17 protein-coding genes are annotated in these 14,540 nt (G+C 71.5%); 8 read left to right on the top strand and 9 right to left on the bottom strand.

The genetic code is table 11. From position 1 onward, the window contains the following. Positions 1-52 precede the first annotated feature (52 nt). The gene (wrbA, locus tag GA0070560_RS26110) at positions 53-673 is read right to left on the bottom strand and encodes an NAD(P)H:quinone oxidoreductase (RefSeq protein WP_091302499.1); all 621 of its coding nucleotides are present in this window, start codon (positions 671-673) and stop codon (positions 53-55) included. Positions 674-978: 305 nt separating this feature from the next. After that, positions 979-1,362 carry a DUF4190 domain-containing protein gene (locus tag GA0070560_RS26105; RefSeq protein WP_091302497.1) on the bottom strand — a complete coding sequence of 128 codons (384 nt, stop codon included), beginning with the start codon at positions 1,360-1,362 and terminating at the stop codon, positions 979-981. Between the two features lie 176 nt (positions 1,363-1,538). Here GA0070560_RS26105 and GA0070560_RS26100 point away from each other — a divergent pair, with 176 nt between their 5' ends. Continuing rightward, positions 1,539-2,261, top strand: coding sequence for a YsnF/AvaK domain-containing protein (locus tag GA0070560_RS26100; RefSeq protein WP_091302495.1), 723 nt, complete (start codon positions 1,539-1,541; stop codon positions 2,259-2,261). A 235-nt stretch (positions 2,262-2,496) separates the two neighbouring features. Continuing rightward, a complete protein-coding gene (locus GA0070560_RS26095) occupies positions 2,497-3,555 on the top strand; it encodes a winged helix DNA-binding domain-containing protein (RefSeq protein WP_091302544.1) in 1,059 nt (352 codons plus the stop codon). Positions 3,556-3,682: 127 nt separating this feature from the next. Here GA0070560_RS26095 and GA0070560_RS26090 read toward each other — a convergent pair whose 3' ends face one another. From GA0070560_RS26090 to GA0070560_RS26075, 4 genes are read right to left on the bottom strand one after another with little or no spacing between them, the layout of a single operon-like run. Further along, the gene (locus tag GA0070560_RS26090) at positions 3,683-4,888 is read right to left on the bottom strand and encodes an ABC transporter ATP-binding protein (RefSeq protein WP_091302493.1); all 1,206 of its coding nucleotides are present in this window, start codon (positions 4,886-4,888) and stop codon (positions 3,683-3,685) included. Positions 4,889-4,897: 9 nt separating this feature from the next. Continuing rightward, on the bottom strand, positions 4,898-5,734 hold the full coding sequence (locus GA0070560_RS26085; protein WP_091302491.1) for a carbohydrate ABC transporter permease: 837 nt from the start codon (positions 5,732-5,734) through the stop codon (positions 4,898-4,900). A 1-nt stretch (position 5,735) separates the two neighbouring features. Continuing rightward, positions 5,736-6,731 carry a carbohydrate ABC transporter permease gene (locus tag GA0070560_RS26080; RefSeq protein ID WP_091302489.1) on the bottom strand — a complete coding sequence of 332 codons (996 nt, stop codon included), beginning with the start codon at positions 6,729-6,731 and terminating at the stop codon, positions 5,736-5,738. Between the two features lie 49 nt (positions 6,732-6,780). Next, positions 6,781-8,070, bottom strand: coding sequence for an ABC transporter substrate-binding protein (locus GA0070560_RS26075; protein ID WP_091302487.1), 1,290 nt, complete (start codon positions 8,068-8,070; stop codon positions 6,781-6,783). A gap of 368 nt (positions 8,071-8,438) precedes the next feature. On the opposite strand from GA0070560_RS26075, the gene GA0070560_RS26070 reads away from it, so the two are divergent. The 3 genes from GA0070560_RS26070 (at position 8,439) to GA0070560_RS26060 (ending at position 10,104) form a co-directional block, all read left to right on the top strand. After that, positions 8,439-9,143: a VOC family protein gene (locus GA0070560_RS26070; RefSeq protein WP_091302485.1), complete on the top strand. Its 705-nt coding sequence runs from the start codon at positions 8,439-8,441 to the stop codon at positions 9,141-9,143. A gap of 206 nt (positions 9,144-9,349) precedes the next feature. Next, positions 9,350-9,781, top strand: a complete 432-nt coding sequence (locus GA0070560_RS26065; RefSeq protein ID WP_091302483.1) for a RusA family crossover junction endodeoxyribonuclease — start codon at positions 9,350-9,352, stop codon at positions 9,779-9,781. Between the two features lie 47 nt (positions 9,782-9,828). After that, positions 9,829-10,104, top strand: coding sequence for a hypothetical protein (locus tag GA0070560_RS26060; RefSeq protein WP_091302481.1), 276 nt, complete (start codon positions 9,829-9,831; stop codon positions 10,102-10,104). Positions 10,105-10,129: 25 nt separating this feature from the next. On the opposite strand, the gene GA0070560_RS26055 is transcribed toward GA0070560_RS26060, so the two are convergent. From GA0070560_RS26055 to GA0070560_RS26045, 3 genes are all read right to left on the bottom strand, one after another. Next, positions 10,130-12,007: an AfsR/SARP family transcriptional regulator gene (locus tag GA0070560_RS26055; protein WP_091302479.1), complete on the bottom strand. Its 1,878-nt coding sequence runs from the start codon at positions 12,005-12,007 to the stop codon at positions 10,130-10,132. A gap of 242 nt (positions 12,008-12,249) precedes the next feature. Then, positions 12,250-12,504 (bottom strand): hypothetical protein, encoded by a 255-nt coding sequence (locus GA0070560_RS26050; RefSeq protein ID WP_091302477.1) that lies wholly within the window; start codon positions 12,502-12,504, stop codon positions 12,250-12,252. Continuing rightward, positions 12,501-12,815 (bottom strand): DivIVA domain-containing protein, encoded by a 315-nt coding sequence (locus GA0070560_RS26045; RefSeq protein WP_091302476.1) that lies wholly within the window; start codon positions 12,813-12,815, stop codon positions 12,501-12,503. The genes GA0070560_RS26050 and GA0070560_RS26045 overlap by 4 nt, the downstream gene beginning before the upstream one ends. 273 nt (positions 12,816-13,088) lie before the next feature. Between GA0070560_RS26045 and GA0070560_RS26040 the strand changes: the two genes are divergently transcribed. From GA0070560_RS26040 to GA0070560_RS26030, 3 genes are all read left to right on the top strand, one after another. Next, positions 13,089-13,925 (top strand): helix-turn-helix domain-containing protein, encoded by an 837-nt coding sequence (locus GA0070560_RS26040; RefSeq protein WP_091302474.1) that lies wholly within the window; start codon positions 13,089-13,091, stop codon positions 13,923-13,925. A gap of 37 nt (positions 13,926-13,962) precedes the next feature. Then, positions 13,963-14,145: a DUF397 domain-containing protein gene (locus GA0070560_RS26035; RefSeq protein ID WP_091302542.1), complete on the top strand. Its 183-nt coding sequence runs from the start codon at positions 13,963-13,965 to the stop codon at positions 14,143-14,145. Positions 14,146-14,328: 183 nt separating this feature from the next. Continuing rightward, the coding region (locus GA0070560_RS26030; protein WP_139131430.1) for a transposase at positions 14,329-14,540 on the top strand (212 nt) is incomplete at its 3' end.

Here is a 14,540-nt window from a genome sequence, read left to right as displayed (position 1 = left end):
GAGCCGGGCGGGTCGAGAGCCCTCGCCCGGTCCGCCGGTCACCCGCCAACGGTCAGCCTGCGGCGAGACCCCGCTTGAGGGCCGCGCCCATCTGCACCGCCCGCTTCGCGGTCAGCGCGGTCGCGCCCAGCGCCTTGTGGTCCGGGGGGATCTCGCCGTTGTTGCTGGTGTGCGACGCGCCGTACGGGTTGCCGGCGACGAACTGGCTCGGGTCCGTGTAGCCGGGGGTCACCACCACGCCGCCCCAGTGGTAGAAGATCGTGAACAGCGACAGCAGGGTGGACTCCTGCCCACCGTGCTCGGTGGCGGTGGAGGTGAAGCCGCTGTAGACCTTGTTCGCCAGCACGCCGTTGGCCCACAGCGGGCCGGTGGTGTCGATGAACTGCTTGAGCTGCGCGGCGATCATGCCGTAGCGGGTCGGCGAGCCGAGGATCACCACGTCGGCCCAGGCGAGGTCGTCGACCTCGGCCTCCATGACGTCCTGGGTCTCCAGGCGGTGCGCGTGCCAGCCCGCGTTCGAGCGGATCGCCTCGTCCGGCGCCAGCTCCCGTACCTTGCGCAGGCGGACCTCGGCGCCCGCCTCACCGGCGGCCTCGCACGCGGCCTGCGCCATCTGGTAGGTGATACCGGTCGCGCTGTAGTAGATCACCGCGACCTTGACCTGGCCGTCCATCAGACGTGTCCTCCTCGATTCGGGTCAACTCCGGCGACTACCCGGGTAGTTGCCACGTCAAACGACGGCTGCGGCATGCTCGGGGCAGCTCAAGATTTCCGCAAGTTCCGTGCCACGGCGGTGCCACGGCCTTCGCCGGCCGGGATCCTGTTCCCACAGGTGTCGGCGGCGCGGGACCGCCGCGACATCCCGACGAACCTGAACGGGGGATCGCGCTCCGCCCGTGAAGCGGCGGGCGTAGCGCGATCAGGGGGCCCGTTCTTCGGCTGGGGGGCTCCGCCAGCGGGTCGACGGCCCGGTACCGCTCACTCGTTGAGCTTGTCGCGCAGGTCGTCGACCCGCTGCTGGAGGCGGTCCACCGCACCCTCGTTGTTCACGAACGTGGTGATCCCGGCGGCCAGGGCCAGCCCGAGCAGCACCGCCAGCGCGCTGAGCACCAGCCCGCCGATGGCCACCCCGCGACCGGTCACCCCGGGACGACGGCTCATCTTCAGCCCGACGATCCCCAGGATCACCCCGATGATGCCCAGCACCAGGCCGATCCAGGCCAGGATGGCGGTCAGCACGCTGAACAGCGCGGCCACCCCGAACACCAGGGCGAAGGTGGCGGCGGCGCTGGTCTTGGCCGGGGTGCCGGCGTTCATCGGTCGGACCCGGCCACCCCGGGCCGGTTCACTGGACGCGGTCATCTCGTACCTCACATTCGTCGCGTCGGTCGCGTGCGGCGCATTCCCCCGGCACCGGCGCTCATGCATCCCCGTCCCCCGCTGGTGGACGCCGCCACTGCTATCCGTGGCGGCCCGGCCGAATGCTGCTCGCCCCGGTCGGGTAGCCACGTCGTGACCCACGAGAGGAAGGACGAACCATGCGACTGACCGAACAGCAGATCCGTTCGCTGTACGGACAGGATGTCCAGGACCGCTCGGGTGCGAAGATCGGCAGTGTGGGCCAGGTCTGGGCCGACGCCGCCGGCGAGCCGACCTGGGTCAGTGTCAAGACGGGCGTGATGGGCCACCACGAGTCCATGGCGCCACTGGTCGGAGCCGGGATGGCCGAGGGCCGGCTGAAGGTGCCGTACGACAAGGCGACGGTGCGCAGCGCACCGGCCGTCGAGTCGGGCACCGAGCAGCCGCTCGACGCCGACCAGCTGGCCCAGCTCTACCGGCACTACCAGCTCCAGCAGCAGGAGCGTCCGCCGCAGCGGATGCCGGGCTCACCGGAACTGACCCGGTCGGAGGAGCGGCTGCGGGTCGGCACCGAGAGCGAGCCGGCGGGCACTGCCCGGCTGCGCAAGCACGTGGTCACCGAGGACGTGCACACGACCGTGCCGGTCGAGCACGACGAGGTCAGCGTGGTGCGCGAGCCGATCACCGCGGCGAACCGGGGTGACGCCCGGGCCGACATCGGCGACGAGCAGCGGGAGATGGAGCTGCGCGCCGAGCGTGCGGTGATCGGCAAGGAGCAGATCCCGGTCGAGCGGGTCCGGCTGACCAAGGACGAGGTGGTCGAGGAGCAGCCCATCGACAGCCAGGTGCGGCGGGAGATGGTCGACGCCGACGTGCCCGAGCGGGCGCGCCGACGCCGCTGACCGGCCACGAACGCCGGGCGGGTGGGCCGTCGGCCCGCCCGCCCGGCTGCCGTGCGGCCGGAGAAGGAAGGTCGGAGCCGCCCGCCGGTCGTGCCCGTTCGCCCCGGCGCGGCCGGTCCGGGGGTGGTGACGCCGCCCGACGGTGTCGGTGCCGCCTCCTATGCTGGCCCTCCACGGAGGAGAGGGCGACGGCGTGGACGTGCGGTTGACCGACGGTGAGGCGCTGGCGTTGCGGATGACCAGTCTGCTGCTACGCGAGCACCCCCGTGGCCGGCCGAGCACGGTGGCCGGCGTGGTGCAGTGGTTCGGGGCCATGCAGGCCCAGGACGTGGCGAGCGGGATGTGGTCTCTGGGCGTACGGCTGCCCGGGGCCACCGCCGCCGACGTGCACGAGGCGCTGGAGCGGCGGGAGGCGCTGCGCACCTGGCCGATGCGGGGCACCGTGCACCTGGTGCCCCCGCGCGACGCCCGGTGGATGCTGGCGGTGACCGGCGTGCGGGCGCTGGCCGGCGTGCAGGCCCGTCGGGCGGCGCTGGGCCTGACCGAGGCGGAGGTCGACCGGGCGGCGGACGTGCTCGGCACGGCGCTGGCCGGCGGTGGCCGGCTGACCCGCGCCGAGTGCCTGGCCACGCTCGCCGCCGCCGGCATCGGGACCACCGGCCAGCGCGGCTACCACCTGCTCTGGTACGCCAGCCAGCGCGGCGTCACCTGCATCGCCCCGCACGTCGGCACCGAGCAGACCTTCGCGCTGCTCGACGAGTGGGCCCCCGACCCGCACCGGCCCGAACGGGACGAGGCCCTGGGCATCCTCGCGCTGCGCTACTTCCGCAGCCACGGGCCGTCCACCCGGCAGGACTTCGCCGGCTGGACGGGGCTGACCGCGGCCGACGCCAGGCGGGGCATCGCCGTCGCCGGCGACGGCCTGGCCACGGTACGGGTGGGCGAGACGGAGGCCGTGCTCGACCCGGCCCTGCTCGACGCCCCCCGGCAGCCGCTGGACGACGTGCTGACGCCGCCCGGCTTCGACGAGTACCTGCTGGGCTACAAGGACCGGGCGCTGATGCTCGACCCCGCGCACAAGCAGGCCGTGATCCCGGGCGGCAACGGCGTGTTCCAGTCCACCGTCGTACGTGCCGGCCGGGTGGTCGGGACGTGGAAGCGGACCCTCGGCAAGACCCGCGTCACCGTGACGGTCCACCCGCTGGCCGACGTCGACCGGGCACCGGTCGAGGCGGCGTTGACCGGGTACGCCCGCTTCGTCGGCCTGCCGCTGAAGCTGACCTGGCCGGCCTGAGCATCCGTCGCGCCGACGGTGACCGTGGTCGGTGCCGGGGCGGCGTGCATCAGCGCTCCCCGGGCAGCGCGCGGTGCGCGGAACGACGAGGGGCCGGTGGCGGGCCGGCCCCTCGAGTGACGCGCGGTCAGTCGGCGAGCGCGCCCGACGACCGGCCCTCGTTCAGGGTCAGGTTGCGCCCGCTGGTCGGGTCGAACAGGTGGATCTTCTCCAGGTTGAACCAGACCCGCCGGTGCTGTCCCTCCCGCACCGGTGACTCGGCCGACAGCCGGGTCACCAGGCTCGCTCCCCCGCCGCTGAAGTCGGCGCCGGCGTCGGCCGCCAACTCCTCCAGCTCGGCGGCGCTGGCCCGCTCCCCCTCGACGGTGAAGTAGACGTACTTGTCCGAGCCCATCGACTCGACGATGTCCACCGGCGCCTCGAACTCCATGCCCCTGCGGCGGGTGTCGTCGTCGATCAGCTCGGCGTCCTCGAAGTGCTCGGGACGGATGCCGAGGATCAGCTCGCGGGGCGCGTCGGCGGAGTCCAGCTCCCGGCGGATCCGCTCGCCGATCGGCACGTCACCCAGCGCCGTACGCAGCTTGCCGTCCTCCACCGCGGCGTGCAGGAAGTTCATCGACGGGGAGCCGATGAAGCCGGCGACGAAGAGGTTGCGGGGGTGGTCGTACAGCTCCTGCGGCGGGCCGACCTGCTGCACCGCGCCGCCCCGCATGATGACCACGCGATCGCCGAGGGTCATCGCCTCGGTCTGGTCGTGGGTCACGTAGACGGTGGTGGTGCCGAGCTGCTTCTGCAGGCGGGACACCACGGTGCGCATCTGCACCCGCAGCTTGGCGTCCAGGTTGGACAGCGGCTCGTCCATCAGGAACGCCTTGGGTTGCCGGACGATCGCCCGCCCCATCGCCACCCGCTGCCGCTGGCCGCCGGAGAGGTTGGCCGGCTTGCGGTCCAGCAACGGAGTCAGCTCCAGGACCTTCGCCGCCTCCTCGACCTTGGTGTCGATGGTCGCCTTGTCCATCTTCGCCAGCCGCAGCGGGAAGGCCACGTTCTCCCGCACCGTCATGTTCGGGTAGAGCGCGTACGACTGGAACACCATGGCGATGTCACGGTCCCGGGGGGCCTTGTCGTTGACCCGCTGCCCGCCGATGCGCAGCTCACCGGAGCTGATGTCCTCCAGCCCGGCGATCATGTTGAGGGTGGTCGACTTGCCGCAGCCCGACGGGCCGACCAGGATGACGAACTCGCCGTCGGCGATCTCCAGGTCGACGTCCTGCACCGCCACGGTGCCGTCCGGGAACCGCTTGCTCACCTTGTCCAGCACGATGTCAGCCATTGTTGTCACCTATCCCTTGACTGCGCCGGAGGTCAGACCGGAGACGATGCGGCGCTGGAAGAAGAGCACGAACAGGATGATCGGGATCGTGATCACCACGGCGGCGGCGCAGATCGCCCCGGTGGGGTCCTCGAACTGCGACTCGCCGGTGAAGAACGACAACGCCACCGGCACCGTACGGGCCCGCTCGGTCGAGGTGAGTGTGATGGCGAACAGGAAGTCGTTCCAGCAGAAGATGAAGACCAGGATCGCCGTGGTGAACAGCCCCGGCGCGGCCAGCGGGGCGATGACCCGCCGGAACGCCTGGCCCTGGGTGGCGCCGTCCATCTTCGCCGCCTTCTCCAGGTCCCACGGGATCTGCTTGAAGAACGCCGACAGCGTGTAGATCGCCAGCGGCAGGGCGAAGGTGATGTACGGCAGGATCAGGCCCGGCCAGGTGTCGAAGAGGCCGAGCTGCCGCTCGATCTCGAACAGCGGTGACACCAGCGACACCTGCGGGAACATGGCGATCAGCAGGGACACGCCGACCAGCAGCCGCTTGCCGGGGAAGTCCAGCCGACTGATCGCGTACGCGGCCATCGCGCCGAGCACCACCGCGATCAGGGTGGCGATCAGGGCGATGCCGATGGAGTTGACCAGGGCCCGGACGAACTGGTCGGTGGAGAAGATCGTCCGGTAGTTGTCCAGCGTCCACTCCCGGGGCCAGAACTTCCCGTCGGTGAGGGTGGCCGGGGTCTTGAACGACAGCGAGGCGATCCAGAGCACCGGGATCAGGGCGAAGACGACGACGATGACGTCCAGCAGTCCCCAGCGCACCTTCGCCCGCGTGGTGGTTTCGACTGACATGTCAGCGCCTCTCGGAGTCGTCGCTGCCCGGGGCAGCGGTACCGAACAGCTTCACGAAGACGAAGGCGATGATCGCCACGGTGAGGAAGATCAGCACCGACATCGTCGACCCGATGCCGAGGTTGAGGCCCCGGATCAGGTTGTTGTAGGCGAGCATCGACACCGAGGAGGTCTCGTTGCCGCCCGCGGTGAGCACGAAGATGTTGTCGAAGACCCGGAACGCGTCCAGGGTGCGGAACAGCAGCGCGACCAGGATCGCCGGCTTCATCACCGGCAGCATCACCTTGGTGAACCGCTGCCAGGCGGTGGCGCCGTCGGTGGAGGCGGCCTTGAGCAGGTCCTCCGGCACCAGCGCCAGGCCGGCCATCAGCAGCAGCGCCATGAACGGCGTGGTCTTCCAGATCTCCGCCAGCATGATGATCGCCAGCGAACTGGCCCGCTCGGTCAGCGGCGCCCCGTCGGAGAAGAGGTTGGCCAGGTAGCCGGTGCCGGGCGTCCAGGCGTACCGCCAGGAGAACGCGGCGACGACCGTGACGATGCCGTACGGGATCAGCGCCGCAGTGCGGACGATGCCCCGGCCGACCAGGGTCCGGTGCATGATCAACGCCAACCCCATGCCGAGCGCCAACTCGACCGCGACGGTGACCACCGTGATCAGCATGGTCACGCCGAACGCGGTCCACCAGAACTCGTTGGTGAGCACGGTGACGTAGTTCTCCAGCCCGATGAACTCGCGCTGGTCGGGGAAGCGCAGGTCGAAACGCTGCAACGACAACCAGACCGAATAGATGATCGGGTACGCGGTGACCAGCACCATCACCAGCGCGGCCGGGGCGCAGAGCAGCCAGCCCAGCCGCCGTTCGGCCTTCTTGTTCCCGCTCAGCGGGCTCTTGGCCCGGCGGGTGGCCCGCTGCGCGGGCACGGTGGCGTGCCGGCCGGTGGGGCGTTCGGCCTCGGCGCTCACCTGCGCGCCGGCCGGTGTGGCGTTGACGCTCATCCGGTCACCTCCGGGCGGTCGCCCGGCACGGGGCGGTGGGTCGGCGTGGTCACGGCAGGACCCCCTTCGACTCCAGCGCGTCGGCGATGGCCTGACGCAGTTCGTCGGCGGTCCGCTCCGGCTCGATCGCCGAGGGCGGCGACAGGATCGCCGACATCACCGTGGAGATGCTCTGGTACGCCGGGGTCAGCGGCCGGACCGCCGGGTCCTTCAGCTCCTCCAGGATGGTCTCCTTCATCGGGTACGCCTCGGTCATCTCCGGGTCGTCGTAGACCTTCTCGATGGTCGGCGGCACGCCGTCGTTGATCGCGGAGAACTTCTGGTTCTTCTCGTTGCGGATACACCTGGCCGCCTCGAAGGATTCCGTCGGGTGCTTCGAGTAGGCGCTGACGGCCAGGTTGACTCCGCCGATGGTGACCTTGCTCGGGGTGTTCGGGTCGATGCCCGGCACCCGCGCCCACTTGACCTTCTCGGCCAGTGCCGGGTCGGCCTCCTGCAACGCCGGGTAGACGAAGGGCCAGTTGACCTGGAAGGCGCCGTCGCCGGACTGGAACTCCAGCCGGACCGGGTCCTCGGTGGCGTTGCTGAACGACGGCGACGTCACGCCCGACGTGGCGAAGCGCTTGAGCTGGTCGAGCGCCTTCACGGTGCCGGCGTCCATGACGGCCTGCTTGCCGTCGTCGCTGAGGATCTTCCCGCCGGCGCTCTCGGCCAGGGTGTTGTAGAGGACGACCAGGCCCTCGTACTGGGCACCCATGGTGAGCACCTGGTACGGCTTGCCCTGCCCCTTGAGGTCCTGGGCGGCCTTGATCATGTCGTCCCAGGTCTTCGGCGGCTCCGGCACCAGGTCGGTGCGGTACCAGAGCAGCTGGACGTTTGTGTTCTTCGGTGCGCCGTAGGGCCGGCCCTCATAACGGGCGGTGTCCAGCGGGCCGGTGAGCGTCCCCTGTTCCACCTCGGCCTTGTCCTGGCCGGTCCACTCGCGGATCCAGTCCGCGCTGGCGAACTCCTGGGTCCAGGTGACGTCCAGGCCGAGCACGTCCATGCCGCTGTCCTCGGCGGCGAGTCGGCGGACCAGCTGCACCCGCTGGTCGTCGGCCTGCCGGGGCAGCACCCGGTAGGCGATCTCGTAGCGGCCCTGCGCCTGGGCGTTGCAGTCGTCGACCACCTTCTGCAGGTTCTGCTCGGGCGGGTAGTACAGGTTGATGGTGGGCGTGCCGCCCTCGTCACCGGAGCCGCACGCGGCCAGTGGCGCCAGCAACGCCAGCGCGGCCGCGGCAGCGCCGACCCGCACAGCCGGCCGGCGCCGATGTCGAGTCGTTTCGGGGTGCCTCGTCATCGCCCTGCCCCTCTCCTCGGCGATGGACCGGGGGAGTCACCCGCGCCCCGGCGCACGGCGGAACGTTTCCGGGAGGATCAGGTTGCGGAAATCCCTGGCCCGGACGTTTCGTGCGCCTACACTGCCCGACCTGCGAAGTCGCGAAACCTGGCGACACGAGACCGGACCGACAGTCGCCGCTGCGGTGTGGATCACCGCCGAGCGGTGGGTCATCGGAGGATCACCACCGGGCGGCGGAGGCCGGGGTCGGACCCGAGGGTCGGGAGCCGGGCCAAGGGTCGAGACCCGGGGCTCCGAGGGACGGTGCGTGCGGCGGGCCGGTTCGCGCGGGACGGCGCGGCGGCGTCCCCGGCCGGCATGATGAGGCGGTGATCGCGCGCTTCAAGGACCTGTGCATGGACGCCGCCGACCCCCGCGCGCTCGGCGGGTTCTGGGCCCACCTGCTCGACGGCGACCTCGTCGACACCGGCGACGGGGACGCCCGGATCGACCCGCGCGCCGCCCGCTCGTCCGCCGAGTCGATCTGGGTGAACCGGGTGCCCGAGCCCCGGACCGGTAGGACCCGGGTGCACCTGGACCTCCGGTTGGCCGACAGCGGTCCGCAGGGGCTGTCGGCCGCCGGCGCGCGACTGGTCCGCGAGCCGGACACCGAGATCGACTGGTGGGTCCTGGTCGACCCGGAGGGCAACCAGTTCTGCGCCTTCGCCCGCCGCGAGGACGCCCGGCCCGGCGTCTTCCGCCTGGTGGTGGAGAGCGCCGACCCCGTCGCCCAGGCGAGGTGGTGGGCCGGCGTGACCGGTGGCTCGGTGGAGACCGCCGAAGAGGGGCGCGCGTCGGTCACCGGCGCCGCCGGCTTTCCCTGGGAGCGCTGGGTGTTCGACCCGGTGCCGGAGCGCAAGCGGGTGAAGAACCGGGTGCACTGGGACGTCGAGCTGACCGGGCCGGACGTCACCGCGCTGATCTCGGCCGGCGCGACGCTGCTGCGCGAGCCGGACGAGCGGATCGGCTGGTGGGTGCTGGCCGACCCGGAGGGCAACGAGTTCTGCGCCTTCCGCCCGCGCCCCACGATCTGACCGGCGTCCCGTCAGGTGGACGCGACGGGGTTACCCTGCGCCCGCCCGGTGGACTAGCGTCAGGTGAGCTCCCCCGCCAGCGCGTCGCCGTCGAAGTCGATACGCCTCCGGCCGACCCCCGCCCGCCCGATCGGTTGGTTCTCGCGCGAACTGCCACCGTCGGTCCACCGGTTGGGCAGGATCGTCTCCAACGAGGAGGTGCCGTCGTGCAGGACACCCGCGCTCTCGCCCTGACGTTCGAGGTGAGCGGCCTGCCACCGGTCAAGACCGAGGCGCTGTCCATCTTCGCCGCCGGGCACCGGCAGGCGACGAGGGTCCGCGCCCTGCTCCAGGCGGCCTGCGCCGCGGCCCAGCGCACCGGCTGGACGCCGCTGTCCGGGCCGGTCGAGGTCGACCTGACCCTGCGCTGCCCGCCGGGGCACCGCACCTCGGACGCCAGCACCCTGCTCGGCGGGGTGTGCGCGGTGCTCCAGGACAAGAAGCGGGTCGCCAACATCGGGCTGGCCCACCTCGGCGTCCTGGTCGACGTCGCGCTCTACGACGACGACCGGCAGATCCGGCGGCTGTCGTACATCGAGGAGCCCGCGGAGGACTTCTCGTACCAGGTGCGGGTGGCCGCCGTACCGGTCGCGGTTTGACCGTCGCCCGCGATCGGGTATCGCGGACGCCGACGAAGGGAGCGCCGATGTCGGAGCCACATGTCACGTTGGACCCTCGCGGGCTCGACCCTGTGCAGCAGAAGCTGCGCGTCCCGCTGGAGGACCAGCTGACCTCGGCTTTGCAGGCGGCCACGGACCGGGTCCGCGCCAGCTACGCCGGCGAGCCGGTCGAGCAGGTCTGCCAGCGGTTGCTGGACGAGACCCGCTCGGGCCTGCACCCCGACATCGCCGCCGGATTCAGCCCGGACATGGACGAGTTCTGCCGGGTGGCGGTGGCGATCGTCCGGGGCGAGGTCTCCTGACACCGACGCACCGGGCGGCAGCCGGTCAGGCTGCCCGTGGAGCCACCGGCCGACCGGTCAACAGCTGCGCCGCAGCGGGCGACGCCGCGGTCAGTTCCGCGGCGTACTCGCGGACCAGCCCGGGCAGCCGGTACCGGCCGGGCTCGTCGCGGCGGACCAGGTGCGTTTCGACCAGATCGTCCAGGGCGCGACGCAGCCGCGGGGCAGATACGCCGAGCTGCCGGGCCGCCCGGTCGGGCTGGAGCGGGGCGTCGGGGGCCGCGCCGAGCAGCGTCAGGAGCTGCCCGGCCACCTCGTCCTCGGCACGGACCGCAGCCACGACGGTCGCAAGGCTGGCCCGCACCGACAGGTCCTCGTAGTCCAGCAGGTCCAACTGCTCCCGCCCGTCGGCGAGCTGATCGATCATGGCCTGCACCGACCTGTCCGGCCGGGCCGCCAGACGCATGCCGGCGATGCGCAGGGCGAGCACCGAACCGGCGCAGAGACGGACCAGTTCAGCGGTGGCCGACGCGTCGGCGACCAGCCGCTGCGGGCCGGCGAGCGTGCCGAGCAGTTCACGCGCCTCGGCGGCAGCCAGCGGACACAGCGTCACCTGCCGTACGCCGTCCAGGCTGCTCAGCCGGGACTGGCCGACCACCAGGAGGGCCGGCCCGGGCCCGGCCGGGAGCAGCGGTCGCACCTGGGCGGCCCGGGTGACACCGTCGACGACCAACAGCAACCGTCGTCCGGCGACCAGCGACCGGAACCAACCGGCCCGCTCGTCGGTGCTCTCCGGTACGCCGGCGGGGGCGACCCCGAGCGCACGCAGCACCCGCGCCAGCACCTCGCCCGGGCTTGCGGAGCGCTGGTGGCCGAGGTCGACGAAGACCTGCCCGTCCGGAAAGGCGCTCGCGACGGTGTGCGCGGCGCGTACCGCCAGGGCGGTCTTGCCGCTGCCGAAGGCGCCGGTGACGACCACCGTCGCCGGCGACGTACCGCTGAGGGCCGTGACCACGGCGGCGGTCTCCCGGGCGCGGCCGACGTAGGTGACCAGGTCCGCCGGCAGCTCGCGGGGGACGGTCCAGCCGACGCTCCCGGTGGGCAGCGCCGCAGGGGTCAGCGCGTCGCCCGGCGGCGCGGGCGGCACGGTCGTCGTCGTGACCGGGACGGCCGGCGGGGTGTACGCCAGGTCCGCAGCCCGGTCCAGCATCGCGCGGTGCAGGTTGGCCAGGTCCTCGCCCGGCTCGATGCCGAGCTCCTCGTCCAGGACGGTCCGGGCGTCCCGATACACCGTCAGCGCCGCCGGGACGTCCCCGCAGCGGTAGAGAGCGAGCATGAGCTGCCCCCAGGCCCGCTCGCGCAGCGGGTGCGCGGCAAGGTGTACGCGGAGCTGCGGCAGGAGCTGCCCGTGCTCGCCAGCGGCCAGCCGCGCCTCGGCGAGTTCCTCGAACACCTGGAGCCGCTGCTCGTCGAGGCTCGCCCACCGGCTGTCCAGCGCGGTGCCCCGAGGCAGTCCGTCACCCGAAGCCCCGCGCCAATGCGAGAGCGCCGCGGTGAGGGTGGTGACGGCGCTGGCGGGGTCGGCCGTGGTGAGCAGGGCTCGCCCCTCTCCCGCCAACCGGTGGAACTCGGTGACGTCCAGCTCGTGCGGCGCCAACCGCAGCTCGTACGCGTTGGGGCGGGAGACCACCCGGTCGCCCAACGCCCGGCGCAGGCCGGCGGCGTGGGAACGCAGGTTCGCCACCGCTGATGCCGGCGGAGCGTCGGACCACACCATGCCGGTCAACTGTTGCAGAGAGACCGCCTGGTTCGCCTCTATCGCCAGGCCGGCGAGGAGGGCCCGCCGCTTGGCCGCGCCCGGCGTGACGACCTGGTCGTCCACGCACAGCTCCATGCTGCCCAGAAGCCGGATCTGCAGTTTCATTCGCCGCTCCCCCGTCGAACCCGAGCGCGCTCAGGTTACGAGGGCGGCTTCACGTACAACAAGGCAGAAAACAGGCAAACGAGGGTGATGAATATCAATGACCGAGGATGGTGTTTCAGCGTAACGAAATCATGACGGAGAGCGCTCGCGACGCTCGGCCATGGCGCGATCGTCATAGCCGCGACCTTTGCGGATGCCGATCAGTGAGCCGCCCCCGCACAGAGTGCGGACCCGTGCCGCGGTCACCGCCAGCGGAAACGCCGGGAACACGCGCCGTCGTGCTCGGGTCGCAGCAGGCAGCGCAGGCCCCCGGGCATCATCCGGTCACAGAAGGCCCAGTGGCGTACGTTCTGGTCGTCCTCGGCCGAGACGGTGGTGCCGCCCGGCTCGGTCTGCGGCAGGACGTGCGTCCAGTGCGCCACCACCCGGGCCAGCCGCTGCGCGGAGAGCAGGTCGTTGGCGACCACCGGCAGGTGGATGACCCACCGCCCGCTCACCGCTCGCACCCCCGCTCGTTGCGGGCCCGGGCCTGCTCCGACTGCCAACGGCGCAGCGCGTCCTCGACCCGCTCGGTCTCCCGGCGACTCTGGGCGAGCGCGTCGTAGACGACGGCCAGGTCCCCGGCCACCCGATCGAGGAACTCCTCCACCTCACCCGGGTCGAGCCCACGCCGACCGAGCGGGGTGGGCCGGAACCGGCGCTCGCGCACCTGCCAGGGCCGCAGCGGATGATAGGCCGCCGAGCGGTAGCAGGTCGGCCCGAGGACCGACCGCTGGCGACGCCGGGCACGCCGGAAAAAGACGCGCATGACAGGACCTGCCTCTCACCGTCGAGATCGAACTGTGGAAGGGGCAGGCCCACCGGCCCGCCCCGCACCGACGGACCCACCCCGGCACCTACCACCGCAGCCTTCGATCAGCGGTACGGCAGCAGGGCGCAGCGAGCAGCGTGGATCGGCGATTCTGGTAGCTCAGACGATCCAGCCGCTCACCCATCGTGCAGCGAACTACACCCTTTGCGCAACTCCCGATTCGAGAGTGTGTCGTTGCGAAGCACGTCCGGTTCCGCCACACTGTCCGGCATGACTGGAAGTCCGACCGTCCGACGTCGACGCCTGGCCGCCGCGCTTCGTCGCCTCCGCGAGCAGACCGGCATGACCGCCGACCAGGCCGCCAAGGAGGTGGGCATCTCGAAGTCGGCGATCAGCCGCATCGAGAACGCTCAGGTCTCCGTCATGCCGCCGGTCGCCCGTGGCCTCCTTGAGCTGTACGGCGTCGAGGGCGAGGAGATCGACGCACTCGTCCAGGTGGCTCGCGACGCCCGCAAGCGCGGCTGGTGGCAGGCGTACGACGACGTCCTGCCGGACTGGTTCGAGGTCTACGTCAGACTGGAGGCCGAGGCGTCCGAGATCCGGGCCTTCGAGCCGCAACTGATTCCCGGGCTGCTCCAGACCGCCGACTACGCCCGCGCCGTGATCCGCGCCGAGCACCCGGACGCGCCCAGCGACGAGGTCGATCGGCGGGTGGAGCTGCGGATGCGCCGCCAGAACTCCGACACCCCGCCGAAGCTCTGGGTGGTACTGGACGAGGCAGCCCTGCGACGGCCGGTCGGCGGCGCAGCGACGTTCGCGGCACAGTTGCGGCGGCTGGCAGAGGAGGCGGACCGGCCCGGCCGCACCATCCAGATCCTGACCTTCGGCGCAGGCGAGTACGGATCGATGGGCAGCGCCTTCAGCGTGCTGACCTTCCCCGAGCCGGCCGATCCGGGGGTCGTCTACGTCGAGACCCGCGCGGGTAGCCTCTACCTCGAAGGCCAACAGGTCAGGGAGTACAGCCGCGTCTTCGAGCACCTGGTCGCCACAGCGGCCAGCGCCCGCAAGTCGCGCGACCTGATCCAGGGGGCGATAGACGAGCCATGAGAGGACGGCGCGGGTGGAAGAGGTCAACCAGACCACGATGACCTGGCGCAAGAGCACCCGCAGCAACGGCTCCGGCAACTGCGTCGAGGTGACCGACAACCTCCCCGGCGTCGTCGGGCTCCGCGACAGCAAGGACCCGACCGGCCCGACCCTCGCCTTCGAGCCGAACAGTTGGGCTGCCTTCATCCGGGCCGTCAAGGACGAGACGCTGAACTGCTGACCTGATTGCCTGCGCCGCCTCCGAAGTTCCGCAGAGGCGGCGCAGAGCCCACTAGGCCGTGTTTCAGAAGTGGGCAGGGTTGACTGTCCGGGCTTGATCGATCCGGCGTGTCGGTGATCGATAGTCGGTGAGGTCTCCGGTAGATGGTTCTTCGACCAAGAAGACCTGAACACCGGAGACCTCGTGGCCAGCGTAGCGGCAACGAGGCGGCACGACCTGACCGACGCGCAGTGGGCGGCGCTGGAGCCGTTGCTGCGCACGGGCAAGAGGCCGGGTCGGCCGCCGACATGGAGTAAACGGCTGCTCATTGATGGGATCAGGTGGCGGACCAGGGTCGGATCGCCGTGGCGGGACGTGCCGGAGTGCTACGGACCCTGGCAGACGGTGTACGGGCT

Origin of the sequence: Micromonospora halophytica (assembly GCF_900090245.1) — a bacterium.
Classification (GTDB): Bacteria; Actinomycetota; Actinomycetes; order Mycobacteriales; family Micromonosporaceae; genus Micromonospora; species Micromonospora halophytica.
This window is presented reverse-complemented; position numbering and strand designations above follow the sequence as displayed.